Below are 24,273 nucleotides of genomic sequence, written 5' to 3' on the forward strand. Positions count from 1 at the left end.
AGCAGATTTCGAACGTCTTCAGGTGGCTACTCGAAACCGAGGGAAATCACCATCTCGGAGACATGTTCCTGCGCATCTTCATCGACGAGGTGAACCGTGGCCTCGACAGGGTGTACCAAGGCCTCGACGACGAGGGGAACCGAGTTCTCGTGGGGCGCGGGCCATTAGCGCCCGCAGCGTACTTGGTACTCCAGGAGGTCAACACCTCTGCCGTCAGCGGCGCGGAAGATATCGCAGACCTGGTCCTTAAGAACGACGACGCGGTGATCGTCGTCGAGAACTACTTCACCTCCGATGGACACGGCCACAACTACGGCGGCTACCTGACATACAGCCAGCTCGATGGCCGACAAGGTGCGGTCGTCCTGTTGTGCCACGATCAGAACAGCAGCTTGCAGACGGATGGGTGGGAGTACGCGTCAGTTGTCACGTACGGCGGGTTGTTGGACAGGCTGCGCCTTGCGATTGACAGCGACCGTCGGTACCAGCAGAAGCATCCGGAACCCTACTCATTCATCGACCAGATGCACCGCAAGTTCGTCAAGGGGAGAGGTCCTGTGGAAGACCATCAGGTGCTCGACTTCGTCATTGCCATGTGTGCGACGGGAGAGGCGAGGCGATACGGGGAGCTGCCGCACACGTCGGCGGCGGAGAGCTTCGCCAACGACGTTGCCGAGCAGGCGCGCGAACGCTTCGGAGAAGGCCGCGAAATGCTTGGACGCGTCAAGGTTCGGTTGAGGAACTTCAGTGCGCAGCACTTGGAAGGACAACTGAACGCCACCTTGGGTGACGGCTTCGTGAGCAAGGTGAGTGCAACATACGCGGGCACGTACCAGTGGACGGTGAACTTCGAACTACCAGACGACGGCGAGAAGTTCGGTGAGGCCAGACTCCAACTGAAGTTCGGGCCTTCCGCCTGGTTCGCGAACGAGAAGGACCCCCACTGGAAGCGGACAGTCGATCCAGAAGTCGCCGACTACTCACGTCTCTTTCTCACGCGGGCGAAGACTAAGGAAGTCCGCCAGTCGGAGGTGACCCTTCAGGAGGTCCTCGACGGCCTCGCGCCTAGTGATCGCAGATTGCACGACGAGATCGTGCAACTTCTGAGCGACAGCGACTGACCTGCGTCAGCAGATCAGACAACTCAGCCTAGGCCTGGGCGGCTCTGCGCCGGAGTACTCCAAGTGCCACGGCTCGGGACGGCTCCCGCTCGCACTGGCGTCCCTGGTCACCGGGCTGGTGCAGTCGCCAGGGACGCGGTGGGGGCTGTTCCGGCACTGGTGGGTCATCGTCAAGCTCGCCCCTAACCGTCTTGTCGACCCTGGTTCTGGTCGCCAACACGACGACGCTGACCGCGCTGGCCGACGCCACCCGCAATCCCGCCGGCCACCTCGGCGTATTGCCGTCCGCAAGCCCCGTGCTGCACTCCGGCGCCGCCGTCATTGTGCTGCTCGCCGCCCGCCGTACTGTCGGTGTCTAAGCCGAAGGGAGTCACCCGCTTCGGGTGGCGCAGGCAGCAGGCGGCGCGGGGCGGCTCAGGTCGCTAAGCCGGTGAGCAATGGGCGCCGAGGCGGGGGGCGCGGGCGCCTGCATGGCGAGCACCATGACCAGGTAGCAGCCGCCGCCGGCCGATTGCACCCGCCCCGCCTCACTCACGGTGGGCGGCGCTGACGACGCAACTGCTGACCAGTGCAAGTGCCGTTCCCGCAGGCCGCTGTAGTCCCGACGGCGGATCGTCTTTGGTGTCTCTTACCCGGCGTCTTGCACGACGCCGCACCAACAGTGCCTCACCTAGGTCGATTGCCGCGCAGATGGATGACTGACCGCGCATGAGTTGGTATGTCACCTCTAGGTGGTAGACAGTAACTAAGCGCAGTAAAGAAGTGATCACAACGTCCACGGAATCAACATCGGGGGAAGCGCCTTGCCTGCAATGCCTGGCCGGACGAGGGACCACGAGCTGGAGACAGCCTCTGAGCGAGCTCTCGAGCAACTACTGCCGGAGGCGTGGACAGTTGCACCAGTGCAACACGATTACGGGATCGATCGCCGGGTCGAAATCTTTGAAGAGCAACAAGCCACGGGGCTTGGATTCCTGGTCCAGCTCAAAGGCACTGATGCCGACTTGCCAAAAGCTTTGAGCGAGCCCTTCAAAGTTTCAGCTTTGAATTACATGCAAATCCAGTCCGAATCTGTCCTCGTTGTTCGCTATAACGCTCCGACGGGAAGCGTCTTCGGCTTTTGGATGCATCGCCGCGATGTCATCCTCAAAAAAGATGACCAGAAGACTGCCACGCTGCGATGGGCGTTGAGTGACGAACTGACAAAGGAGTCCGCAAGGGACCTGCTGCTCGAAGTTCAGCGATACCGGAGCTTGAGTTCAGTCCTTGACGAGGGGCGTCCGCTGCGGATTGACCTAGTGAGTTCAGAAGCTTTATCTTTGAAGCGGCTTTCGATATCGCGGATAGTACGCACCCTCGGTCGACCGTTTGTGCTTGTGGAACCTGGCGAGCAGGCGGAAATCCAGCTCCAAGCCACGTCGGAACAGCTCTCCGCCGATCTGGCGATTAGTTCCTCAACAGCTTCAATCTCTGGCGGAACCCCCGCGTCGACGGCTGCCGATCTTATGTTGCTTACAGCAGTGTCGCTGTCGAAGATCGGGCGCTCAGCTCTAGCGGTTGAAGTCCTACGTCAATGTCGAGACGCGACGTTGCTGGGACACCCCGAAACTGCGGCTGTTGTTGCGAACTTTCTTGTGCTTGCTAAAGCATGGCGAACCGGCGCTCAATTTCTAAACCATCCGAGCCTACTTATGGATCATTCGTTTGCGGTGATCTTGGCAACTGGATTCAGTGGTGATGAGACGGTTACGGCCGCCGAGGCGTTCGAGTTTTCGGAAGCATTCATGGCTCGTTCGAATGCGCTTCACGACGTCGGCGAGTCGGCCTTGGCCGCAGGCTACGCCTACACCGCTGGCAACACGTTCTTCCACCGATCTAACGCGTGGGCGCTGGCGCTCACCTCTTACAAAAGGGCTTACGAACTTGACCCTAGCTACGGCTCGCGTGCGTACTTTTGCGGGGAACTCGCTGCGGCAAACTTTGAGTGTGGCAACTTCACTGCCGCAACAGACTGGTACTCGCGAGCGATCGATCTGCAACCCGACGAAATCGACACGTTGGCTTGTCGAGCTGATGCGTTCGCGTACGCGGGTCAGTATCTAACAGCTTCTGAAGATTTTGCAGAATACTTTCGACGCCCATCTGAGATGCGACGATCGATCTGGGGTATCAAAGCCCGAGCGCTCGAGATCGTGCGTAAATGGTCGGGCGTTGAAGAGCAGCAGCGGGATGGTGTCGGGTTGGCCATCCCCAGTGACACGTCATCCTTCGTGGCGAACCTGCAGCGCGACTCGTTGCATATTCCGTCGTGGGAGTGGTTGCTGCAGGATGCCCTGAATCGGGGTGACGAGAACTCACTGGCCGACCCATTAATCACTATTGTTGCCTTCGGCGATGGGGATGTAACCGCTGAGTGGATCTTGCTTGGGGCGCTGGCTCTCGAATCAGGGGACGTCGACTTTTTTGAAGAAGTGATCAAATCACAGTGGGCGCGCCGCAGCGAGGGGATTGTTGACGACGTCGTTCAGGTCAGCGAAGGTCTACCTGAAGGATTCCTTCCTGAGTTCGAAAGAGTGGTAGCCAGTTTACGGGAGCAGCCGCGAGAGTTCACGATCCGCCTGCTCGAAGGAGGCGAATTGAAGAATATGATGAAGGTGGACTTGTCTTGGCGTCCACAGACCTGAGCAAGTGACGAATCGGGGTGCCTAACGGTTGCGTTTTGCAGCGCTCCGTCTCTGTGTTGCAGTCCGAGTACTGCCTCTTGGTGGGCGAGTAACTCGCAGCGGGCTGTCGTACCGGCATGGCGTCGGTGCGACAGCCCGCTGATGAGCTCAACGGATGGGTGTCCTGGAAGCGTTGGGGCCACTGCTGGTCGTAGTCCAAGATCGTGATCGCGACATGTTCGCGGCCGCCCATGAGAACTTCGTTCAGATACGCGTCACGGGTGTCGTCCACCCGGCCAGTGTCTTCCTCAGGTGACCGAGCTGGTCCTGTAAGCCGAACGTCTAACGGGAGTAGTGCAGGTCAGGCAGTGCGCCCTGCGCCGGCCGTCCCGTATGACCCGCCCGGTCAGGATTGTCGTAGGGGGACGCCAACCGGGAAGCCTGCCGCGGACTGGCCGTGGTCCTGGCGGTGATCGGTTCTGTGTCCAGCACGGCGGCGTGGACGGCGCCCAGGGGGACCCCCAGAGTCTCGGTGACTCGGTCGATGTGTGCCAGCCACCGGGCTGGTGGTGTGGCGACGATGATGGCTGCCGCGTCACGCACTCCCGCCTGGATGGCCAAGGGGTTCCTGTCGCTCCGGGCCGGGGTGAGGCGGGCGTCGAGAAGGGCATCGGCGAGGCTGTTTGAGGTCTCAATGGCCGTGCGAAGCGCGACGACGCCGTCGCGACGGAGGACGTCGGCCGGGTCGAGCCCGTCGGGCAGGGTGAGCCGGCGGGGGTCGTCGCCGCGCGCGGTGAGCTGCCAGAAGATGCGCTCGGCGGCCCTCTGCCCGGCGGCGTCGTTGTCGGTAGCGACGAGGATGCCGGGATCGCCCTCGCGGATGTGGGGGCGGAGCAGGTCGGCCTGTCGATCGGTGAGGGCTGTGCCGAGGGGGGCGACGCCAACTGTCCGTCCGTCGCCGGCGAGGGTGAGCGCAAGAGCATCCAGCGGTCCTTCAACGAGGGCCGGGACGGCACCGGCAGCGAGCGCGGACCGGCTTTCGTAGAGCCCGAGCAGGTGGTCGCCCTTGGTGTAGAGGTCCGTACCCGGGGTGTTGAAGTACTTGGGTCCGGCACGGCCGTCGTCGGCAGCCGCGGGGTTGCGGCGGGCGATAAACCCGACGATGGTGCCGTCGGCGCCGTGGATCGGGAAGACGAGCCGGTCGCGGAACCGGTCGATCAGCGCCCCGGTGCGAGCACGCTGGGCGAGGCCGGCGGCGAGCAGCTCGGTGTCGGTGGTGCCGGACGTCCGCAGGTGGTCGAGGAGGACGGTCCAGGAGGCGGGGGCGAAGCCGGGGCTGAATCGCGGGTCGGCGGTGAGGTCGGTGCCCAACCGTTCGCGGAGGTAGTTCGGCGCCCACGAGTCGGGGTAGCGGTCGGTGTAGAACGCGGCCGCCTTGGTGTTGAGCTCGATCAGCCGGTCGCGGCCGACGACGGCGGTGGCCCAGAAGTGCTGCTCGAGCAGGTAGTCCGCTTCGTCAGCGGCCGGCTCCTCGCTGGCGAAGGGGTGTGGGGTGAAGTACCGCGGTTCGGCCAGCGACGGATCGTCGTCGGGCTCGGGGAGATCGTCGTCGTTGTCGGGCCCGTCAGCCCAGACGGCGCCGGGGTGAGCTGTGCTGTCGGCGGCCGGTGGGAGCAGGTGCGCGTCGTCGGGTGGCTGCAGGTCGGCCGGCAGCGGCTCGGGTGTCTGCACGGGCGCGGGGTCGGTGAGGGCGGCGATCCGGAAGACGAGCGTTTCGGCCAGCTCGTTTCCGGTCCGGTCGCCGTTGTCCGCTGCCGGCAGGCCGGCGACCGCGGCGGTGAGCAAGTCGGTGGGGGACCAGCCGTCGCGGATCCTGACGGTGACCGCAGCGACGAGGGCCGGCCAGGCGGGGGTGGCCAGCACGCGCTGCCCGTGCTCCTCGGGCAGCAGCGTCAGAAGGGTGGTGCACCAATCCGGCCGGACCACGGTGGCGCCCGGCCCGGTGGAGACGGTGGCCGGGGCCAGGTGAGGGGTGAGTCGCCACCACAGGGCCGCGGCGGGCAGGTCGTCGGGCAGCGGTCGCTGTGCTGCCACCGCGGCGAGCAGGCCGGCGGCGTCGAGGCCGGCGCGGTCGGCGGCGGTGAGCCGTTCGGCCAGTGCGGGCCAGTGCGGGTCCCGGCGCACGCGGGGGTCGATGCTGTCGGCCAGCTGCGACCATCCCGAGCCTCCAAGTGTCGGGTTGGCGGCGGCCACCGCGTCGTCCAGCCGTTGCTGATGCCGGCTTTCGGCGGCCGCGGGGTGGGGCGGGCCGGTTGGGCGCCGGTCGCTGTCGGGGACGGCGAGCGCAGCGCGCCAGACGGCGAGCTCGGCCCGCAGGCGTGCCTGGTCGGCGCCCAGCAGCGACCGCGCCCAGGTGGGTGCGCTGGCCGGTGTCATCGCGGCGGCGGTGTCGGCGACCCGTGCCGCGCAGCCGGTGACGTGGTGGGCGCAGGCGGCGAGGTAGGTGCCCCAGGGCGGGTCGTCGGCCAGGGCCGTGGGCGTGCCGGGCAGCCACGGCAACGGCGCCGCCGAACTGGAACCGGGCACGCTCAGGCGCCAGTCGAGGACGGCGGCGGGGTCGCGGACGCCGTTCAGCTCGCGTCTGGCTGCCTCCGTTCGCAAGGCGGCGATGGGATCGGTGCCGCTGACGGCGAGCAGTGCCAGGTGCCCGTGCAGTGTGGGCCAGGCCGGAGCCCCGGTCAGCCCAGGGTGGAGCTGTTCGGCGGCGTTCTCCAGTGCTTCTGCAGCGGTGGCGCCGAGGTGGTGCGCGGCGGCGAACCGCAGTGCGTCGGCGTACCGGGCGGCCGCTTGATGCAGCTGCTCGGCCGGGTCGGCCAGCGCCCGGCGGGCCCCGGTGGCCGAAGTCTGCGCGCCCTCGCGGCCCAGCATGCCGATCAGCAGGTCAGTGGCGGCGGGTGGATGGACGGCGGCGGGGGTGACGATGCTGTGCGGATCGCCATCCCCGACGGTGGCCAGATAGAGGTGGTTGGCGGTGCGGCCGCGGGAGAGCGCGACGTAGAGCAGCTGTCGGCTCTCGCTGCCGGTGAGCACGGTGTGGCAGGTATCGGCGGTGACGCCCTGGGCGCCGTGCACAGTGGTCGCGTAGCCCAGTTGCACGTGCTCGGCGACGTAGCCGGCCGGCAGGGTGATGCGCCGCGCGCTGCGGGTGTGGGTGACGGCGAGGGCGCCGTCGTCGTGCACGGCGGTGACGGTCCAGCGGTCGCCGTTCTTCACCCAGTCCGCGGCGCCCAGCGGCAGTCGCCGGTCGTTGGTGCGGGTGATGATCGGGTCCCCGGTGCCGGCCCGGGTGCCGTCGGCCAGCGCCACCTCCGGGCCGGCCGGTCCACCGAGGGCGGCGAGTCGATCGGTGCGGGCCCGCGCGTTGAGCACGGTCACGCTCTCGCGGGTGGCGGCCAGCAGCAGGGCGTCGACGCCGCGGGCCCGGTCAGCGGCCCAGGCGGTGTAGGCGTGTTCGGCGCAGGTGGCGGCGTCTCCGACGTGCACCCGGCCGGAGTCGAGGTAGAAGCCCACCGCGGTGGTGTCGCCGTCGCGGACGGCGACGGTGGCCGCGGCCTCGGCCGGATCGGTGAAGCGGACCAGCTGGGTGAGCGTCACCGCGCCGTGGGTGGCGGCGATCTCGGCCAGTACTCCGCCGGCGGCGACCGCGGCCAGCTGTCGGTCGTCGCCGACCAGCCGCACCGACCCGCCCCGCCCCAGCACGTGGTCGACGACGGCGGCGAGCTCGCGGGTGCCGGCCATGCCCGCCTCGTCGACGATCACTAGCGTGCCGGGGCCGATGTCGGTCGCCCAGGCCGGCCGGTCGCCGGTGTCCAGTGCCCAGACCAGCTTCGTCACGGTGTCGCAGTGGCCGCCGACGGCCTCGCGCAGCCCGGCGGTGGCCACCGCCGACGGCGCCAGAGCGAGCACGCTGCCGCCGCCGCCGGCGGTCCAGGCCCGGGCCAGCGCGGCCAGCGCGGTGGTCTTGCCCGTACCGGCGGGCGCGATCGCCAGCTGCACCCGCATCCCGCTGCCGGCCAGGTCCCGGACCAGTTGAGCCTGGCCGGGGTTGAGCTCGGTGCCGTTGGCGGTGACCTCTAGCAGCGCCAGTTCGACCACTCGAGGATCAGCCTGGCGGCCGTCGGCGCGTCCCGCGGCGGCTAGCAACAGCGCCTCGGCGTCCAACACCTGCTGGGACGTGTAGAGCCGGGCGCCGGCGACGGTATAGACGCTGGCCCCGTCCGAGCGGCGCAGCTCCGGCGGCTCGACCGCCGAATCCGACTCGCGGAGCGGGATCGACAGAGAAGGGGAGAGCGCGACCGCGCTGACCTGCGACACCGCGGCATCGACGACGTCCGGCGCGAGGTCGGCGGCCCGGACGAACCGCTCGGCCTCGGCGCGTACGTGCCAGACCTGCCAGGTCGCGCGCTGCGCGGAGACCGTGTCCAGCACCCGGCCGGCGGCTGAACGCACCCAAGCATCGGTCACCACCGCAACGGCACGGACCCGTGGGCGCAGGGCGTCGCCGAGCATGCCGGCCACCGCCGTCGGCCCGCCGAGCACTTCGAAGGCCTGCCCTCGCCAGGCCGCCCGCTGCTCGGCCAGCGAGCGAGGCTCGTGCTTGGCCTCCCGCGTCTCCAGCGTGGCCTGCTGGGCCAGCGCGATCGCCTCGGGAGTGGTCGGCGTCCGGCCGTGCTCGGACTGGAAGTCGGTGGCCAGCTCGCCGCGGCGGACGTCGATCGCCTGGCGCCGCGAGGACCAGGCGGCCAGCAGCCGGGCGTCGAGGCCGACGATCTCCCGCACTGACCGCTTGCCGTCCTCCCGGCCGGGACGCTCGGCGAAGCGAACCCCGAGCCCGGCCACCAGATTGGCCTCCAGCCGGGTGTTGTACCGCTCCGAGGCCGCGACGTTGGCCTTGTACAACACCCGCCCGTCCAGCGCCCGCCACCGCCCGTCGCGGGTCTGCACCTTGTTGCTCACCGCCACATGGGTGTGCAGGTCCGGATCACCGGCGCGCGAGTCGCGGTGGGTGAACACCGCGGCGATCAGCCCGGAGGTCTCCACCTGCCGCACCCCGCCGGCGCCCAGCCGGGTGAAGACGGCGTGCCGCTCGAGCCAGGCCAGGGTGTCGGCAACCGCGGAGTGGTGGGCGGCCTCGATCTGTTCGGCGATCCCACGGGGTGCCAGCGCCCACAGCGCCGAGACCGACTTCACCGGCGAGAACGTCAGGTCGTAGCCGGCCACCGCCTTCGTCGCCGGCCGCGACGCCCGGGCGATGAACCCGGACAACTCCCGGGCGTCGGCGGGTGGGCGGCCGTGCTCGGCGGCGAACATGTCGCGTGCCACCACGCCACGGATGCGGGCCCGTTCCGGCGCCGACACGGGCGCATCGCGGGGCAGCCCGCGGGCGGCATTGACCGCGGCGAACTTGTGCGCGCAGCGGGATCGGAAGCCGTCCGCGGGTGTGGGGTAGACGAGGAACGGCTGGCCGAGGGCGCCGGCGGCGCGCGCCTGCTCCGGCGTCCGTCCGGCGGCCAGGGCGTCCCGCTCCAGACGCTCGGCGTCGGGATGGCGGCCTTCGCCGAACAGTGCCTTCATCTGGGCCTCATCGACCGGCTGCCCGGCGCTCATCCCGTTCAGCCCGGTCAGGCCGCTGCCGGTCCACACGCCCGGCGACTCGCCCCGCTGTGAGTAGTAGTCACCCAGGCCCACATGCCCGCGTTCGGTGGCATCCAGCGCTGCGACCTGCCGTGTCAGGTACGTGTACCCGTCACCCGCGGTCAGCTTGTGCAGCGACATCACCACGGCCGCGGACGGTAGAAGCGAGACCTCCAGTGGTTCTCGCGTAGTTCTCCCGTTCCGCTGCCTTCTCCAGTTCCCCGCCGTTCATCGGCGCGGGACAGCGCTATCGCGGGTGTGAATCCTTACAACCCGGCAGGAGGGATCGAGGTGGCCGGCGGATCGTTGCAGGCGCTGGGGAGGCCCGACGGCCGTAGGGCCGGTCGCGTTGCTGCTCCACTGCCGGGGATGGACCGGAGGCATCCGACGAATGAGGACGCGCCCCAGGCTGGCAGGAAGGCCGCCCGCCAGAAGGTGGCTTGGTCGGCCGATACGCGACCGACTTGGGCACGCGACCACAGGCCCGCCGAGCTGCGTCAATACTCAGGACGCCGGCGCCGCAACTGCTGTGGCGCGAGTCGCATTAGATGCAGCACGCAACCTTCTGGGCCGACAGTGCATGAGGTGTGATCGATTGCGATCTTGATCGCTGCCCTTGGGGATGAGAATGGGCCGGTCGTCCGGAAGGCGCCGTTCTACTGCCTGGAAGAAGTGATGGAGGTCTGGCTGGCCAACGCCGCGCACATCAAGGCCATCCCCAGGCGGAAGACCGACGTGCGGGACGCGGAGTGGATCGCCCAGCTGCTGGAGTGCGGGCTGGTCCGCCCGAGCTTCGTGCCGCCGCCAGACGTCCGCCGGTTACGGATGCTGACCCGCTACCGGGTGCAGCTGATGGGCGACCGCACCCGGGAAGCGACCCGGCTGGAGCTCATGCTGGAAGACGCCTCAATCAAGCTCTCGGTGGTCGCCTCGAGCCTGACCACGGTCTCCGCGCGGGCCATGCTGAACGCGCTGATCGCCGGCGAGCGTGATCCCGCAGTTCTCGCCGTGCTGGCCAAAGGCAAGATGCGCGCCAAGATCCCGGCCCTGACCGAGGCGCTCACCGGCCACTTCGACGCCGGCCATGCCCAGTTGGCCCGCTCCATGCTGCACCGCCTGGAGCTGGTCGAGGACGCCCTCGCCGAACTCGACGCCGTGCTCGCCACCGCGTTCACACCGTGGTCGCACCAGCTGGAGTTGCTACAGACGATTCCGGGGGTGGGGGAGAAGGTCGCGCAGGTGATCGTCGCGGAGACCGGTGCGGACATGTCCCGCTTCCCGTCGGCAGCGCACCTGGCCGCCTGGGCCGGACGTGGCGCCAGGCGTCCACGAATCAGCCGGCAAGCACACCGCAGTGAACACTCGCCCGGGCAACAAGTGGCTGACCGCGATGTTGGTCGAGGCCGCCGGCTCGGTCGGGCGGATGAAGGGCAAGAACTACCTCGCCGCCCAGCACGCGCGGCTCACCGCCCGGCGCGGGATGAGCCGAGCTCAGGTGGCGGTCGCCCACTCGATCCTCGTCTCGGCCTACTACATGCTGCAGCGCGACGAGCCCTACCGAGATCTCGGTCCCGACTGGCTCGCCCGCCGCAACGAGGCCCACACCCGCCGGCTGGTCGCCCAACTGGAGAAGCTCGGACACAACGTCACCCTGAACCATCCGGCCGCCTGACCAGCGGGGTGACAACCCCGGGCTGGCGCCCGGGGCGCTCACGCGCGCCTGCAACTCACCTATTCACGGGTCTGTGTCGCTCCTGAGGTTGGCGGTAGTGCGGTGACCGAGGGGCGCCACGGATGGCTCGGCATCCGGCCTCCCTCCCTGGACGGGAGGCTGAGGGCGGGCGTCCGGGAAATGACTCACAGTCCGGCTGTCGCCGCGACGCCGGCGATGGCCCGTGTCGGCGGACGTGTCGGTCGAAGCGAGGGCGGTCGCCTCATGTACTTCTCTCCCGCTCCGCGTTGGCAAGCAGGCCGCCTTCTGCAGCCGCAGAAACCGGAACTGTCAGTGGCGTCTGAGATGGTTCTTGTGTCGCCGGTCACGGCGCCGATCGAGAGGAGCCTCATGCCTGGGCAGCCGCATAAGCCCGACCACCCGGACCACCCGGACCACCCGGAGCACCCAGAGCACCCGCACAGCCCCAAGCCGCCGCCCGGGCCGCCGCCCGGGCCGCCCCCGGGCCCGCCGAACCCGCCGCGTCCGCCGAAGGACCGGCCAGTCGGTTGAGCGCGCGTCCCTGGTGGGAGGAGTTCCCCGGCCGCCTCGAGAACGAGCTCGAGCACCTCGAGGCGGCCGGGGTTCGCCATGTCATGGACGAGGGCGCACGCGCGGCGGGCGTCGTGCAGCTGCGGGTCACCGCCATCGCCGGTCAGCCGACCGATCTCACCGTGACGTTCCCCGACCTGTACCCGTTCGTCCGGCCGTCGGTCGGTCTCACCGGCGCGGACGCCGCGACGATGACGCACCACGTGCATCCGTTCAGTGGGGACCTGTGCCTGCTCGGCCGGTCGACGGCGTTGTGGCGCACCGGGGACACCCTGGCGTGGCTGCTGACCACCCAGCTGCCCAAGACCCTGACCGCAGGTCAAGCGATCGCCTCCTCGGCGGAGGAGATCGCGGCCCTGTCGGGGGTGGAACAGGTGCAGGCCGAGCCGTGGACGGACTACTACACCTGCTTCGCGCCCGGTTCGATGATCCTCGTCGACAGCACCTGGACGCTGCCGGCGGCGGCGACCCAGGGGCGGCTCCAGCTCAGGCTGCACCGCCTGGACCCGGCGGGCGTCGACAATCCGCCGGGTATCGGGTTCCTGCACGGCGCGGCGTTCACCATCGCCGACGAGCACGGTCTGCCCGTCGGCCGGCTCTCCGGTCAGAACCCGGACCGGTTCCCGCTGCCGTACACGGGGCGCTGGGCCCGGTTGAACGCTCCCGTGCACGCCGACACCCCGGCGGCGTTCCTGGAGGCGGCCAAGAAGGTCGTCCCGGACCTGTTCGACGGAGGGTGGCAGCCGGCCCCACGCTCTGCCCTGGGGTGGGACGTGCAGATCGTCGGGCTGACCTTCCCGGAGGAGCGGGTTCACCGGGGCACCGGTGACGGGTGGGTCTTCCTCGTCCGCCTTCGCCAGGGCGGCGCCCGTCCGCAGCCGCCGCGAACCGGTGGCCGCAATCGCCGCCCGCAGGCACCGACCGGGAAGATCACGACCCACCTCGTCCGCGCGGGGTATGCCGGGCGGGCCGACATGGCTGACCGGGTCCCTGAGCTGGCCGGCTTGCGCGCCCGTCATGTCGCCGTGTTCGGCGTCGGCGCGTTGGGCGGCACGGTCGTCGAACACCTGGCGCGAGCCGGCCTGGGGCAGCTCACCGTGGTCGATCGTGACCACCTCGAGCCGGGAAACCTCGTCCGGCACGCCGCGCACCTGGACATGGTCGGCTGGAGCAAGGCCGCCGTCGGGTCGCAGATCGCACTGCGCGTCGCGCCAGCAATTGGGGTCACCGCGGCGGAGTACTCACTCGGCGCACCGCGCGCCGAGCGAAGTCCGGACGAGCGCAACGAGATTGTCATCTGGAACGACGTCATCGACCAGGTGGACCTCGTCGTGGACTGCACCGCGGAGAAGGGACTGCAGCAGGCGCTCGCCTGGCTGGCGCGTCGGCGCGGCAAGCCCTACCTGGCGGCGTCGGCCACCAACGGCGGCTGGGGTGGCCGGATCGTGCGCCTGCGACCGGTACCGGAAGCCGCCTGCTGGGCCTGCCTGGAGTACGGCTTGGACGACGGATCCATCCCGGACCCGCCGGCCGCACCGGAACAGGCGAGCGTCCAACCGGCCGGCTGCGCCGACCCGACCTTCACCGGGACGGGATTCGACCTGGCGGAGGTGGCCCTGCACGCCACCCGGGTCGCTGTCGCAACACTGCAGGCGGGCCAGTCCAGCGGGTACCCCGACAGCGGCCATGATCTGCAGATGCTCACTCTGCGCACCCATGACGGCGTGCCGGTGCCGCCCGCATGGACTGGGCTGGAACTGCCGGTGCACCCGTCATGCGGTGGCGAGCACTGACCTCCGGCCGCACCGGCCAAGTGTGGTGGGCCGGTGCGGCCCTGGAGGAGGCGCTCCGCGAGGCGCAGCGGGCGTTCCCGCTGGAGACCGGCGGCTTGTTGCTCGGCTGGTCCACATGTCCGGGCAGCGTGGTGATCACTCAGGTCATCGGCCCCGGCCCGGACGCCACCCACCGGTCCACTTCGTTCACCCCGGATGCCGCGTGGCAGGAGGCGCAACTCGCCGACGCGTATGAGCAAGCCGGCCGCCGGCTGCAGTACCTCGGTGACTGGCACACCCACCCGCGAGGCACAGCACGGCTGAGCAGCACGGACCGGGCCACCCTGCGACGCATCGCCGCGCACGCCGATGCCCGCGCTCCCTACCCGGTGATGGCACTGTTGGCCGGCGGCCCGCTGTGGCAGGTCGTCGTTCGCCAGCAAATTCGCCGACGGCGGCCTCTGTGGCGCTTGACGCTGGAGGTGTGGCAGTAGCCGCGAGCCGGAGCGGGCCCGGCACCCCAGGCAGGAGCACATGCGGGTGCAAAGGACTGCACCAACTGGACCTAGCTGAAGAGATCCGGGAAGCGAGTGGTGCCCGCTACGCTGGCAGGCGACCGCCGTCGTGCATCACGTGGGGCTCGCATGTGTTGGCCCGAGTCGACTTGCTCGGAGGTGGATCACCGGGGCGCTCGCTGTGTTCTGGTCAGCGCGGTGGCGCGGCCACAGGCTCCCGCCGTCGTCTGCGGGCTTCGGTGTGGAACGTGATGGGGCAGTTGTCCAGGACCCGGTTGACCACGGTGGCGAAGAAGACGTCGGGGGAGAGGTGGCGGGGGACGGCGTCGGTGCGCAGAGCGACGTCGGGCAGTTCCGCTAGGCGTTGGTCGAGCTCGCTGGCGGGCAGCTCGAGCGGAAGTTGTTCGTCTTCGCCCTCGGTGGCGGGCTCGACGCCGGCGGCCACGAGCGGGTTCTCGTCGTCTTCGTCGTCGTCCTCCGTGGCCGCGGAGTCGCCGTCGGGCCATTCCGGAATGAGCAGCGCGACGGCGTCGTAGGCATCATCTTCGCGGCCGAGCTTGCCGAGCAGGTCGATGATCCACTCGGCGGTGGCGACGTTCTGTTCAGACAGGGCGGTGGAGCGCAGGCCGTAGACGAACCCGAGGGCGGCCTGGGGGTGGCGGCTGCGGAGGTTCTTGGCGTCGCCGTAGCTTTCCTCGACGCGGTTGGCGGCGTTCTTACCGAACGAGGAGTCCATCCGCTTAGTGGAGATCATGATCTCTGGGCCGGTGTTCCAGGCGGACATGACGACGTCGACCTGCTTGACGTAGTTCTTGCCCAGGATGTTGGCGCTGGCGCCGGTCTCGTTCTTGTACGTCTTGCCGGAGGCGAGCATCTCGTCGAGTACCTTGCGCTGCTTAACGGTGGCCAGCTCCCGCAGGGCGACCAGGGTGGAGGGCAAGATGCGTGGCGGCTCGGCGCGGGGCCACACCAGGTCTGGGGCGAAGCCGGCGCGCCGGAGTTCGTAGGCCGTCCAGACGTCCAGTGCCAGCGCCGGCACCCCGGACTGTGAAGTCGCCTTCAGCAGCAGGGGTACTCCCAGTAACCGGCGCAGGGTGTCGAAGTCGGGTCGGTACTCCAAGCGACCGTCGTCGGTGCGGTGCCAGGGATTGGTGTAATCGGAGGTGCTGGCGCGGGCGATGAGTGCGTCGTAGAGAGCCCAGGCTTCGGCCTTGAGGGTCTTGGCGCTCATCGCTGGATGCCTGCGTCCGCGCCGCGGGCGGTGCGTCGGGCGCTGAGCTCGGCGTGGGCATCACGAAGAGCGCCCAGCTCGCTGGCCGGCAGGCCGAGCTGGCCGGACAGCAACACGTCGTCGACCAGGCGTACCGCGTCGGTGAGGCGGCCGCCTTTCAGGTACTGGGCCACGCGGGGCTTGATCGTGGCCAGGTCGGGGGCGGCTGCCTGGAGAAGTTCTGGTGCTGGCACGGGTAGCCGGTCAGCCTCTCGGGGCTCGAGTTTGAGCATGCCGCCGCCATAGGCCCGCCCTACGGTTTCCGCTCCGAGCAGGGTCATCGACGTCAGGGAGCCGAGCGGGAGAAGGCTGCGTCCGGCGTCTCGCAGTCCTCCGCGCAGGTAGACCCCGTGGACGGAGTTGAGGTGATAGGCCTTGGCCTGGTTCGTCGTCAGGCGGGGAGTGTCGGCGTTCATGTAGGTCAGCAAGAGATCGGCCGGTCGGACTAGGGGGACCCGCCACCAGGGCTTCCGGACCCGACACTTGTAGGCCAGGTGCACTCCGGCGGTGTGGCCGGCCTCGATGTACTCCCAGGCCGCGGGCGAAGGCTCGTCTGAGGGGCGGAACAGCCACGTCGCTGACCCTTCCTCACCGAGGTCGGCGAGTGCGGGGGTGGTCAGGGCCAGGCCCCGCAGGTGCCGGCTGCCGGGAGGGGACAGGCGCAGCAAGTCCGTGGATCGCAGCCCCAACTCGGCTACGCGAGCGGGGGAGAGGGTGAAGTACTTGTTGTTGCCGGTCACCATCCCCAGCGTGGTGTCGCCCCAGGTCTCCAGGTCGGTGAACCCTGACCCGGCGAGCAGCGCGCTGTAGGCGGTGAGGGCGTCGGTGGGAAGCAGGCCGGGAGTCCACTTGTCCTCCGGCCGCAGGGGGCGCCAGGTACGGCCGGCGGGCACTCGAGCCAGCTCGGCGGCGTTCTGGACCTGGTAGACGTTGGCGTGGTCCGTAGGGCCTTCCTGGTAGCCCTCGGCCATCAAGAGCACCACTTCCTCCAGCACCCCGGGAAAGACCCGTTCGGTGAACAGAACCAGGTCCACCGATGCAAAGCGCTCGAGCAGGAAGCGGCGGACCTCGGCGGCGTAGTTGACGCTCAGCAGCTCTGCGGGCAGAACCAGACCGAGCCGTCCACCTGGCTTGAGGAACAGGGCCGAGTGGACGGTGAACGCAGCCCACGAGGAGGCCAGGCCGGTGAGCGTGACTCCGGCCCGCAGGGCTGCGGCGCGTGACCTTGTTCGGGCTTCGCCGGCGAAGTCTTGGTAGCGGACATAGGGCGGATTTCCGACGACGGCGTCATAGGAGCCGGTCGGTTCGACGGTGAAGAAGTCAGCTGCCCGCACCCGGGAGCGCACCCCGGCGGCGTTCAGCACGCGCTGCGCTGCAGCCGCGGACGGCCTGTGTAGTTCCACCCCATCCAGCACCCCGGAGCTAGCTTTGGCGGCGTCTGCGGGAGCGGACACCGTCATCGCATGCAGGCGGTCGACTGCGGCAAGCAAAAAGGCCGCTTCACCGCACGAGGGCTCCAGCACCTTGTCGTCGGTCGATCTGACCGCCCAGTCGGTGACATGGCGGGCCACCGGCTCGGGGGTGAAGAAGGCGCCCCGGGCCTTCCGGAGCTCTGCGGTGTCCAGCGAAGCAGAGGAGAGAGGAAGAGCCACGGCGGCAGTCTCGCTCATCGGCGTCGGGAGGGGCGGATGCGGCCTGATGTCGGCTGCTGTGTCGCTCATCTGTTGGTGGAGACCCGAAGTCAGCCGCGGATCTCTAGCCCGGTGGTTTGCAGCGTTTGGTCGAGGTCCGAGTGGGGGTGCGCTAGGCCGTCGATCAGGCGGGCCAACGGCAGGTCATCCCGTTCGACGACCCATTTCTCGATCTCTCGGTTGTTGGGCTTCATGACCGCGTTCGGGGCCGGAAGGTAGTGCCGTCCGCCATCGGCGGACGCCAGAACCTGGCGGTGCACCGGCTGGCCGCGCCAGAGGACCTCGGCCCACACGCCGTAGTTGCTCTGATCGGGGAACGTGGACCACTGACCCCAGACGCCTTCCCAGGGACCATCGTGTTGGTCTGCACCCCACGCGACAGAGACGTCCAGGTCGCTACGCAGATGGGCGACAGAGCCGTGGCCGGCCAGCCACACCTCAAGATCGTCACCTCCGCTCGTCTTGAATCGCTCCACCGAAGGTGGCGACAGGGTCGCCCAGTCGGTCGGTGAGGTGCTGGCGATCGCATCCATCAACTCGTCGTAGCGCACCCCGGCAGTGTGGGCCCCGCCTACGACAACTTCGCGGAGTAGGGAGGTGCGCGCTCGCTGACTGGCAGAGTTACGCGGCCTGAGCAACTGGCTTGGCCCGCGCAAAGGCGAGGCGTCGATGCCCCACGGCGAGGGCACACGTCCTCGACCAACGTCTCCGGTCAGCACAGCGACGTCGAGGTCGCTCATAGCCAGGGCGTGCCATATCCGTGCTTTTAAGCACCGGCTAAAGCCGGTGCTCAGCGGTCAGTAGGGGTCAGCACCGTTAAGGCACGGGCGCGGCGTCAAAGCCGCGCTGAGCTGCGCAGACGGGCATACGAGCTGGTCAGTGCGGCGAGCGGGTAACCGGGATCGAACCGGCATGGCCAGCGTGAAAGGCTGGAGATCGTCGTCGTCGCCCAAGTTAGCGCCAGGACACGTGATCCGGCGTCAGGTGGTGGGCACGGGCTGCGTAACGACGTCGGCCTGTATCACTTGGCAGACGACAGCGGGGTCGCAGGTGGCCGGGTCCAGGGTGCCCGCCCGGGAGCGGAGCCGTTCGACGTCCGCGCGTAACGCGGTCAGCTCGGCGATGCGCCGGTCGAGGTCGGCGGCGTGGCTGTCCAGCAGGGTGAGGACGTGCTGGCACGGAGCTCCGGTGCTCGCCCGGACGGTGATGATCTCGCGGATCTCGGCCAGGCTGAGTCCGGCGGCTTGGGCCGCTTTGACGAATGCCAACCGGGCGACGGCGCCCTCGTCATAGTCCCGGTAGCCGGAGGGACGCCGAGCTGGTGCGGGAAGTACGCCGGCGGATTCGTAGAACCGGATCGTCTTGGTCGTCAGCCCGGTTCGGGCGGCGAGCTGGCCGATACGCACCGGCGCACCCTACGACTTGACCTTCCAGTGCAGTGGAAGCCCTAGCGTCGGCTACCAGATCATCGAGCCAAGCGGAGGAGCGGCACGTGGATGCAGTGGACCTGGTCGTTATCGGAACCGGAGGGGCGGCGATGGCCGCCGGCATCGAGGCGCGCTCGCGCGGCAAGTCGGCCGTGCTGGTCGAGCATGGACCGCTGGGCGGGACCTGCCTGAACATCGGCTGCGTACCGAGCAAGAACCTGCTCGCCGCCGCCGGCTGGCGGCACCGTGCACAGGCCAACCCGTTCCCGGCCGTACCGACCGGCGCCGGCGACGTGGACATGGCCGCACTGACCGATCAGAAGCAGGAGCTCATCGACCGGCTGCGGCAGCTCAAGTACGCCGACGTCGCCGAGGCGCACGGTTTCCCCGTCCGGTACGGGCACGCCCGCTTCGTCGACGAGCAGACCCTCGAGGTCGACGGGCAGCCACTGGTGGCGCCTGCGTACGTGGTGGCCACCGGCGCGGCCCCGCACATCCCCGACCTGCCTGGCCTGGCCGGCGTCGACTACCTGACCTCCACCACGGCGATGGAGCTGACCCGGCTGCCGGAGTCGCTGATCGTGCTGGGCGGCGGCTACGTCGGGCTGGAGCAGGCGCAGCTCTTCGCGCACCTGGGCGTGCAGGTCACCGTCGTAGGCCGGTTCGCGCCGCACACGGAGCCCGAGATCGCCGCGGTCTTGCGTGAGGTGTTCGCCGACGACGGCATCACCGTGGTCGAGGAGCGCGGGGTGGCCGTGGCCGGCAGCGCCGACGGCGTCGTGGTCACGACAAGCGGCGGCGGGGAGGCGAAAGGGCAGCGACTTCTGGTGGCCACCGGCCGGTACGCCGACACCGGCGACCTGGGTCTGGAGGCGGCGGGGGTGAAGACCGATGAGCGGGGCTTCGTCGTGGTCGACACCCATCAGCGCACCACGAATCCGCGGATCTTCGCTGCCGGCGACGTGTCCCGAGCGCCGCAGTACGTCTACGTCGCCGCGCAGACCGGGCACGCCGCTGCCGCAGGAGCCCTTGGTGCGCCGACAACCGTGGACTACCGCGGACTGCCCGGGGTGACGTTCACGACGCCGCAGCTGGGCGGCGCCGGCCTCACCGAGGAGCAGGCGCTGGCGCGCGGTCACGCGTGCGACTGCCGGGTGCTCGGCGCGCAGGACATCCCGCGGGCGCTGGCCAACCGGGACACCCGCGGCGCCCTCAAGCTGGTCATCGACGCCGACACCGGACAGGTGCTGGGCGTGCACGCCGCGCTCGACGGCGCCGGCGACGTCATGCTTGCCGCCACCTACGCGATCAAGTTCGGGCTGACCGTCGACGACCTGGCCGACACGTGGGCGCCGTACCTCACGATGAGCGAAGCGCTGCGCATCGCCGCCGGACTGTTCCGCACCGACAAGCCGACCAGCTGCTGCGCATGAGCAGAGGCATCGTGGTGGGCGCTGCGGGTCGGTTGCGTTCGCTCAGGTACCAGTGCCGGAGTGCCTGGACGGCAGTACGGGGAGGCCCAGACGTTCACCAGGACGGCCAACCCGGCGAGGGCGGAGCGAGGCTTGGCCCGGACGGTCGGGCAGTGGAACCCCGGTGACGAAGGACAGGAGGGGCGTGGCGGGCGACGAGCGGCGGCCGGGGATGCGCGCCGTGCTGGCCCAGCCGGACTTCCGGCTGCTGTGGACGGCGCGGACGGTCAGCCAGTGGGGCGACATCTTCAGCTTCGTCGCGTTGGCCATCCTGATCTACCGGCTGACCGGCTCGGGGTTGGGCGTGGCCGGCGTCGTAGTCGCCGAGATCGTCCCGGTGCTGCTCATCGCCCCGATCGCCGGGGTGGTCGTCGACCGACTGCCCCGCGTCCAGGTGATGGTCGCCGCCGACGTACTCCGCGCCGCCCTGGCTGGCGTTCTAGTGGTCTGGCACGACGACCCGCTGGTCATCTACGCGGTCGCGTTCGGGCTGTCGGCCGGCGCTGCATTCTTTAACCCGGCCGCCAACAGCGTGCTGCCCTCGGTCGTGGCCGACCGGGAGATCGTCGCGGCCAACAGCGCCGTCTGGACCGCGGCGGTGCTGTCACAGGTCGTCCTCGCGCCGCTGGCCGGCGGGCTGGTCGCCCTCGTCGGCCCCGGCTGGGCGTTCGGCCTCAACGCCGCGAGCTTCCTCGTCTCGGCGCTGGCGCTACGCGGACTGCGGCCGGTCGCGCCGCCACGTGAGGTCGGCCGCCGCCGGCTGCTGGCCGAGGCCCGCGAGGGTGTGGCGATGGTCGGCCGGGACCGGCTGCTGCGCGCACTGGCCATCGGCCAGCTGCTCGCCGCACTGTCGGCCGGGGCGACCAGCGCGCTGCTGGTCGTCCTGGCCGCCGAACACCTGGGCGCGCCGGCGAACGCCTACGGGATCCTGGTCGGCGCGATCGGCGTGGGCGCCGCCCTGGGCCCCACCCTGCTGCTGCGGCTGATCCCCGACCCGCGCCGCCCGATGTACGTGTTCGGCCCCTACGTGCTGCGCGGCCTCGTCGACCTGGTGCTGGCCTCGATCCGCTCGCTGCCGGTCGCCGCCGCCACCCTGGCCTTGTACGGCGTCGGAACCTCCACCGGCGCTGTCACCTTCAACAGCCTGCTGCAGTCGCACGTCACCGACCGCACTCGCGGGCGGGTCTTCGCCCTCATGGACCTGCTCTGGCAGAGCGGGCGCCTGGCCAGCCTCGGGGCCGGCGGGCTGCTCGCCGACACCGTGGGCATCCGCGCCGTCTACTACCTCGGCGGCATCCTGCTGCTGCTCGCCGCTGTCGTCGGCTTCGCCGCCAGCCGCACACCGGCACCGTCGCACGAGGCAGTCCCGCGGAGTCCGGACTGAGCGACGGCCAGGCTCGGTTCGCCGATGCGTAGCTCAGTGGTGGGGCGCATGCATACCTGCATCCCGGTGAGCAGCCCGCGGCCACGGGCTTCGATCTCGTCGCGGATGGCCTCACTGACTCAACCCGCTTGCCAGCCGGGCCCGTCAGCACGCAGTTGAGGTAGCGCTTGCCCCGGAACACCGGAAGGCATCACCGCAGCCCACGGGAGGCCTTGCGTGAGTGAGACTCGATCCGCCTGGCCACCCGGTTGCCGCCGGTAGTGTCGGCTATCATCGCCGCGTGACGATGGATTCCATGACGGACAGCGCCGAGGGGCCGGGGGTCAACGAAGCCGCCGCACTGTCCGCGGCGGCGTGCATGTTCCGCAGCCTGGGCGATCCCACGCGGCTTGCCATCCTCCGGCACCTCGCACTCGGCGAGCACAAGGTGGTCGAGCTGACCGCCCACCTCGGGTTGGCGCAGTCGACGGTCTCGGCGCACCTCGCCTGCCTGCGGGACTGCGGGTTGGTGACTTCCCGGCCGCAGGGTCGGGCGTCGATGTGGTCACTGGCGACCGGCGCAGAGCTGCTGGTTGTGCTCGCCGCCGCCGAGCGGCTGCTCGCCACGACCGGCGATGCCGTGGCCCTGTGTCCGACCTACGGCGAGGAAGCGAGCCGGTGAGGACGATGGAGGCCCACGGCCGCCCTGAGCTCTCCCCGCAGAGGCGCCGCCGGCTCGGCCGCCGGGCGCAGCTCTTGGCCGGCGCGTCGGTCAGCTACAACGTCGTCGAAGCGGTCATCGCCATCACCGCAGGCGTCGCTGCCGGCTCGGTGGCGCTGATCGGCTTCGGCCTCGATTCGATCGTCGAGGTCTCCAGCGGCCTGATCATCCTGTGGCAGTTCCGCCACCGGCTACCTGAAAGCCGGGAGCGGACAGCGCTGCGGTTGATGGCGCTGTCGTTCTTCGCCCTGGCCGGCTACGTCGCCTTCGAGTCCGTCCGCGCCCTCCTCTTCGGCGCCGAACCGGAGTCCTCGATGGTCGGAATCGGCCTCGCGACCGCCTCGCTGATCGTCATGCCCTTCCTGTCCTGGGCGCAGCGGCGCACCGGCCGCGCGCTCGGATCGAACGCCGTCGTCGCCGACGGAACCCAGACCATGCTGTGCACCTATCTGTCCGCGGTACTGCTCGTGGGGCTGGTCCTCAACGCCACGCTCGGCTGGGGCTGGGCGGACCCGGTCGCCGGGCTGGTCATCGCTGCGGTCGCGGTCAAGGAGGGCCTCGAGGCCTGGCGCGGCGAGGGCTGCTGTACCTCTGGCCGCCCCGGCGAGGACGCCGACGACGCACGTTCGGGGTGCGGTTGCGCGGATGGCTGCACCGACGCCTGCTGCGTGCCCAGCGCCGCCCCGGCGCCCGGGCTCCTTCAGATCACGATCCGGGAACAGGCCCGGTGACCGGCCCGCTGAGGCCTGCGGCCGCCCGGACCGACCACGGAGCACGCGCCACGTCCGGCACCGGAACGAGCACGGAACGGCGATGGCCCTCGGCGCAGCCGCAGTCATGCCTCCGATCGCCATGGCTGCATCACGGAGGACCGCTCCGGTGAGCGACACGAATGCCACGCTGAGCCCAGTCCAGATCGAACGGCTCACCAGGCGAGGGTTGCGCCTGGCACAGTTCACCGTCGCCTACAACGTCGTCGAGGGCGCCATCGCCGTCACCGTCGGCATCCTCGCCGGTCTCGTTTCGATGATCGGCTTCGGATTCGACTCGGGTATCGAGTCGGCGGCAGCGGTACTGGTCGGCCTGCGCCTGGCTGCGCGCCTGCGCCATGGCGAGGCCGATGAGGCCAAGGAGCGCCGCACCCTCAAGGCGGTGGCCATCACATTCTTCATGCTGGCCGCCTACGTGACGTTTGAGGGCATCCGCAGCCTCGTGGGCGGCGAAGAGCCCAACACGTCGGTTGTCGCCCTGGTACTGCTCGCCGCCTCCATCGTCGTCATGCCGCTCCTGGCTCGCGCCAAGCGCCACGTCGGCGAGCGCCTGCGGGACCCGCTCATTCTGGCTGACGCCGCCGAGACCCGGATCTGCGTGCTGCTGAGCATCTCCACCCTGCTCGGCCTCGGCCTCTACGCCGTGGTCGGATGGCCGTGGCTCGACCCGGTGGCCGGCTTCGTCATCGCAGCTTTCGCCGTCCACGAGGGCCGCGAAGCCTGGGAGGGTGAGCTGGTCGAGGACGACGAGGACGAGACGTGAGCGGATACCTGCTGGTCCTCGGCCTCGCGGCCCTGCCCGCGGCCGGAAACTTCGCCGGGGGAGTGCTCGCCGAGACGTTCCGGGTCTCCGAACGCACGCTCAGCCTCGCGCTGCACCTCGCGGCCGGCATCGTGCTCGCCGTCGTGGGCCTCGAGCTGATGCCCGAGGCACTGGCAGCTAGTCTCCCGTGGGTCCCCTTGTTGGCGTTCGTGGGGGGAGGCGCTGCCTTCATCGGTCTGGACCGAGCCATCGGCTTCATCCAGGCGAGGATGGGCGGGGGTGAGAAGCAGGGGAGCGCACTGGGGATCTTCTCCGGCGTCTCGTTGGACCTGTTCAGTGACGGCGTCATGATCGGCACCGGCACGGTCCTCAACCCGGCGCTGGGCCTTCTCCTCGCCCTCGGGCAGGTCCCCGCCGATGTCCCGGAGGGCTTCGCGGCCATCGCGACGATGCGCAGGGCCGGCATCAGCCGCGGTCGGCGGGTGCTGCTCGCGGCAGGCTTCGCCGTCCCGATCTTCCTCGGCGCCACGCTCGGCTACTTCGCCCTCCGGGACGCCCCCGAGATCGTCACGCTGTCGGTGCTCGCGCTGACCGGCGGTGCGCTCACCGCTGTCGTGGTCGAGGAGATGATCGGAGAGGCGCACGAAGGTGAGACTTCACGGCTGGGGCCCATCTTCCTCACCGCCGGATTCGCCATCTTCGGCGCCATCTCCGTCTACGTGGGGGCGTGACCGAGAAGGGCCCATGGCGCTGCGGCCAGCCGGGGAA

Annotated in this window: 18 protein-coding genes and 2 pseudogenes; 14 read left to right on the forward strand and 6 right to left on the reverse strand. The window is 69.6% G+C overall.

The window, feature by feature from the left end; translation table 11 throughout:
• Positions 1-62: 62 nt before the first annotated feature.
• The 3 genes from RM425_RS06420 (at position 63) to RM425_RS06430 (ending at position 3,805) form a co-directional block, all read left to right on the forward strand.
• Entirely contained in the window at positions 63-1,121 is a 1,059-nt protein-coding gene (locus tag RM425_RS06420; RefSeq protein ID WP_311344354.1) for a hypothetical protein, read from the forward strand.
• 191 nt (positions 1,122-1,312) lie between these two features.
• Positions 1,313-1,480: a hypothetical protein gene (locus tag RM425_RS06425; RefSeq protein ID WP_311344355.1), complete on the forward strand. Its 168-nt coding sequence runs from the start codon at positions 1,313-1,315 to the stop codon at positions 1,478-1,480.
• Between the two features lie 453 nt (positions 1,481-1,933).
• Positions 1,934-3,805 carry a DUF4365 domain-containing protein gene (locus tag RM425_RS06430; RefSeq protein WP_311344443.1) on the forward strand — a complete coding sequence of 624 codons (1,872 nt, stop codon included), beginning with the start codon at positions 1,934-1,936 and terminating at the stop codon, positions 3,803-3,805.
• A gap of 321 nt (positions 3,806-4,126) precedes the next feature.
• On the opposite strand, the gene mobF is transcribed toward RM425_RS06430, so the two are convergent.
• On the reverse strand, positions 4,127-9,619 hold the full coding sequence (mobF, locus tag RM425_RS06435) for a MobF family relaxase (protein WP_311344444.1): 5,493 nt from the start codon (positions 9,617-9,619) through the stop codon (positions 4,127-4,129).
• A 534-nt stretch (positions 9,620-10,153) separates the two neighbouring features.
• On the opposite strand from mobF, the pseudogene RM425_RS21620 reads away from it, so the two are divergent.
• Positions 10,154-10,369: pseudogene (locus tag RM425_RS21620) on the forward strand (IS110 family transposase); the annotation flags it as partial.
• A 15-nt stretch (positions 10,370-10,384) separates the two neighbouring features.
• On the opposite strand, the gene RM425_RS06440 reads toward RM425_RS21620, so the two are convergent.
• Complete coding sequence (locus RM425_RS06440; RefSeq protein ID WP_311344356.1) at positions 10,385-10,564, reverse strand: hypothetical protein; 180 nt, start codon at positions 10,562-10,564, stop codon at positions 10,385-10,387.
• Positions 10,565-10,582: 18 nt separating this feature from the next.
• Here RM425_RS06440 and RM425_RS21625 point away from each other — a divergent pair.
• From RM425_RS21625 to RM425_RS06455, 4 genes and pseudogenes are all read left to right on the forward strand, one after another.
• Positions 10,583-10,777, forward strand: a pseudogene (locus RM425_RS21625) (transposase); the annotation flags it as partial.
• A 55-nt stretch (positions 10,778-10,832) separates the two neighbouring features.
• Positions 10,833-11,150, forward strand: coding sequence for a hypothetical protein (locus RM425_RS06445; RefSeq protein ID WP_311344357.1), 318 nt, complete (start codon positions 10,833-10,835; stop codon positions 11,148-11,150).
• 548 nt (positions 11,151-11,698) lie between these two features.
• Positions 11,699-13,534, forward strand: a complete 1,836-nt coding sequence (locus RM425_RS06450; RefSeq protein WP_311344358.1) for a ThiF family adenylyltransferase — start codon at positions 11,699-11,701, stop codon at positions 13,532-13,534.
• Positions 13,516-14,007 carry a Mov34/MPN/PAD-1 family protein gene (locus RM425_RS06455; RefSeq protein WP_311344359.1) on the forward strand — a complete coding sequence of 164 codons (492 nt, stop codon included), beginning with the start codon at positions 13,516-13,518 and terminating at the stop codon, positions 14,005-14,007. The genes RM425_RS06450 and RM425_RS06455 overlap by 19 nt, the downstream gene beginning before the upstream one ends.
• Positions 14,008-14,218: 211 nt before the next feature.
• Here the strand turns inward: RM425_RS06455 and RM425_RS06460 are convergent, their stop codons facing one another.
• The 4 genes from RM425_RS06460 to RM425_RS06475 form a co-directional block, all read right to left on the reverse strand.
• Positions 14,219-15,259: a hypothetical protein gene (locus tag RM425_RS06460; RefSeq protein ID WP_311344360.1), complete on the reverse strand. Its 1,041-nt coding sequence runs from the start codon at positions 15,257-15,259 to the stop codon at positions 14,219-14,221.
• A complete protein-coding gene (locus RM425_RS06465) occupies positions 15,256-16,950 on the reverse strand; it encodes an N-6 DNA methylase (RefSeq protein WP_311344361.1) in 1,695 nt (564 codons plus the stop codon). Before RM425_RS06465 ends, RM425_RS06460 begins: the two co-directional genes overlap by 4 nt.
• Positions 16,951-17,039: 89 nt before the next feature.
• Positions 17,040-17,540, reverse strand: coding sequence for a hypothetical protein (locus RM425_RS06470; protein ID WP_311344362.1), 501 nt, complete (start codon positions 17,538-17,540; stop codon positions 17,040-17,042).
• Between the two features lie 429 nt (positions 17,541-17,969).
• On the reverse strand, positions 17,970-18,395 hold the full coding sequence (locus tag RM425_RS06475; RefSeq protein WP_311344363.1) for a heavy metal-responsive transcriptional regulator: 426 nt from the start codon (positions 18,393-18,395) through the stop codon (positions 17,970-17,972).
• 86 nt (positions 18,396-18,481) lie between these two features.
• Here RM425_RS06475 and merA point away from each other — a divergent pair, with 86 nt between their 5' ends.
• The 6 genes from merA (at position 18,482) to RM425_RS06505 (ending at position 24,236) form a co-directional block, all read left to right on the forward strand.
• The gene (gene merA / locus RM425_RS06480; protein ID WP_311344364.1) at positions 18,482-19,849 is read left to right on the forward strand and encodes a mercury(II) reductase; all 1,368 of its coding nucleotides are present in this window, start codon (positions 18,482-18,484) and stop codon (positions 19,847-19,849) included.
• A gap of 184 nt (positions 19,850-20,033) precedes the next feature.
• Positions 20,034-21,272 (forward strand): MFS transporter, encoded by a 1,239-nt coding sequence (locus RM425_RS06485; RefSeq protein WP_311344365.1) that lies wholly within the window; start codon positions 20,034-20,036, stop codon positions 21,270-21,272.
• 286 nt (positions 21,273-21,558) lie between these two features.
• The gene (locus RM425_RS06490; protein ID WP_311344445.1) at positions 21,559-21,933 is read left to right on the forward strand and encodes an ArsR/SmtB family transcription factor; all 375 of its coding nucleotides are present in this window, start codon (positions 21,559-21,561) and stop codon (positions 21,931-21,933) included.
• Between the two features lie 5 nt (positions 21,934-21,938).
• A complete protein-coding gene (locus tag RM425_RS06495; protein WP_311344446.1) occupies positions 21,939-22,703 on the forward strand; it encodes a cation diffusion facilitator family transporter in 765 nt (254 codons plus the stop codon).
• A gap of 148 nt (positions 22,704-22,851) precedes the next feature.
• Complete coding sequence (locus RM425_RS06500) at positions 22,852-23,505, forward strand: cation diffusion facilitator family transporter (protein WP_311344366.1); 654 nt, start codon at positions 22,852-22,854, stop codon at positions 23,503-23,505.
• Positions 23,502-24,236 (forward strand): ZIP family metal transporter, encoded by a 735-nt coding sequence (locus RM425_RS06505; RefSeq protein ID WP_311344367.1) that lies wholly within the window; start codon positions 23,502-23,504, stop codon positions 24,234-24,236. The genes RM425_RS06500 and RM425_RS06505 overlap by 4 nt, the downstream gene beginning before the upstream one ends.
• Positions 24,237-24,273: the final 37 nt, after the last annotated feature.

The sequence above is a fragment of the Blastococcus goldschmidtiae genome (assembly GCF_031845325.1).
Lineage (GTDB): Bacteria > Actinomycetota > Actinomycetes > Mycobacteriales > Geodermatophilaceae > Blastococcus > Blastococcus goldschmidtiae.

Coding starts and splice junctions, on each gene's coding strand:
- RM425_RS06420 (WP_311344354.1), top strand. CDS start 63: ATGTTCCTGCGCATCTTCATCGACGAGGTGAACCGTGGCCTCGACAGG.
- RM425_RS06430 (WP_311344443.1), top strand. CDS start 1,934: ATGCCTGGCCGGACGAGGGACCACGAGCTGGAGACAGCCTCTGAGCGA.
- mobF (WP_311344444.1), bottom strand. CDS start 9,619: ATGTCGCTGCACAAGCTGACCGCGGGTGACGGGTACACGTACCTGACA.
- RM425_RS06440 (WP_311344356.1), bottom strand. CDS start 10,564: ATGGCCGGCGTCGAAGTGGCCGGTGAGCGCCTCGGTCAGGGCCGGGAT.
- RM425_RS06455 (WP_311344359.1), top strand. CDS start 13,516: ATGCGGTGGCGAGCACTGACCTCCGGCCGCACCGGCCAAGTGTGGTGG.
- RM425_RS06460 (WP_311344360.1), bottom strand. CDS start 15,259: ATGAGCGCCAAGACCCTCAAGGCCGAAGCCTGGGCTCTCTACGACGCA.
- RM425_RS06490 (WP_311344445.1), top strand. CDS start 21,559: ATGGATTCCATGACGGACAGCGCCGAGGGGCCGGGGGTCAACGAAGCC.
- RM425_RS06495 (WP_311344446.1), top strand. CDS start 21,939: ATGGAGGCCCACGGCCGCCCTGAGCTCTCCCCGCAGAGGCGCCGCCGG.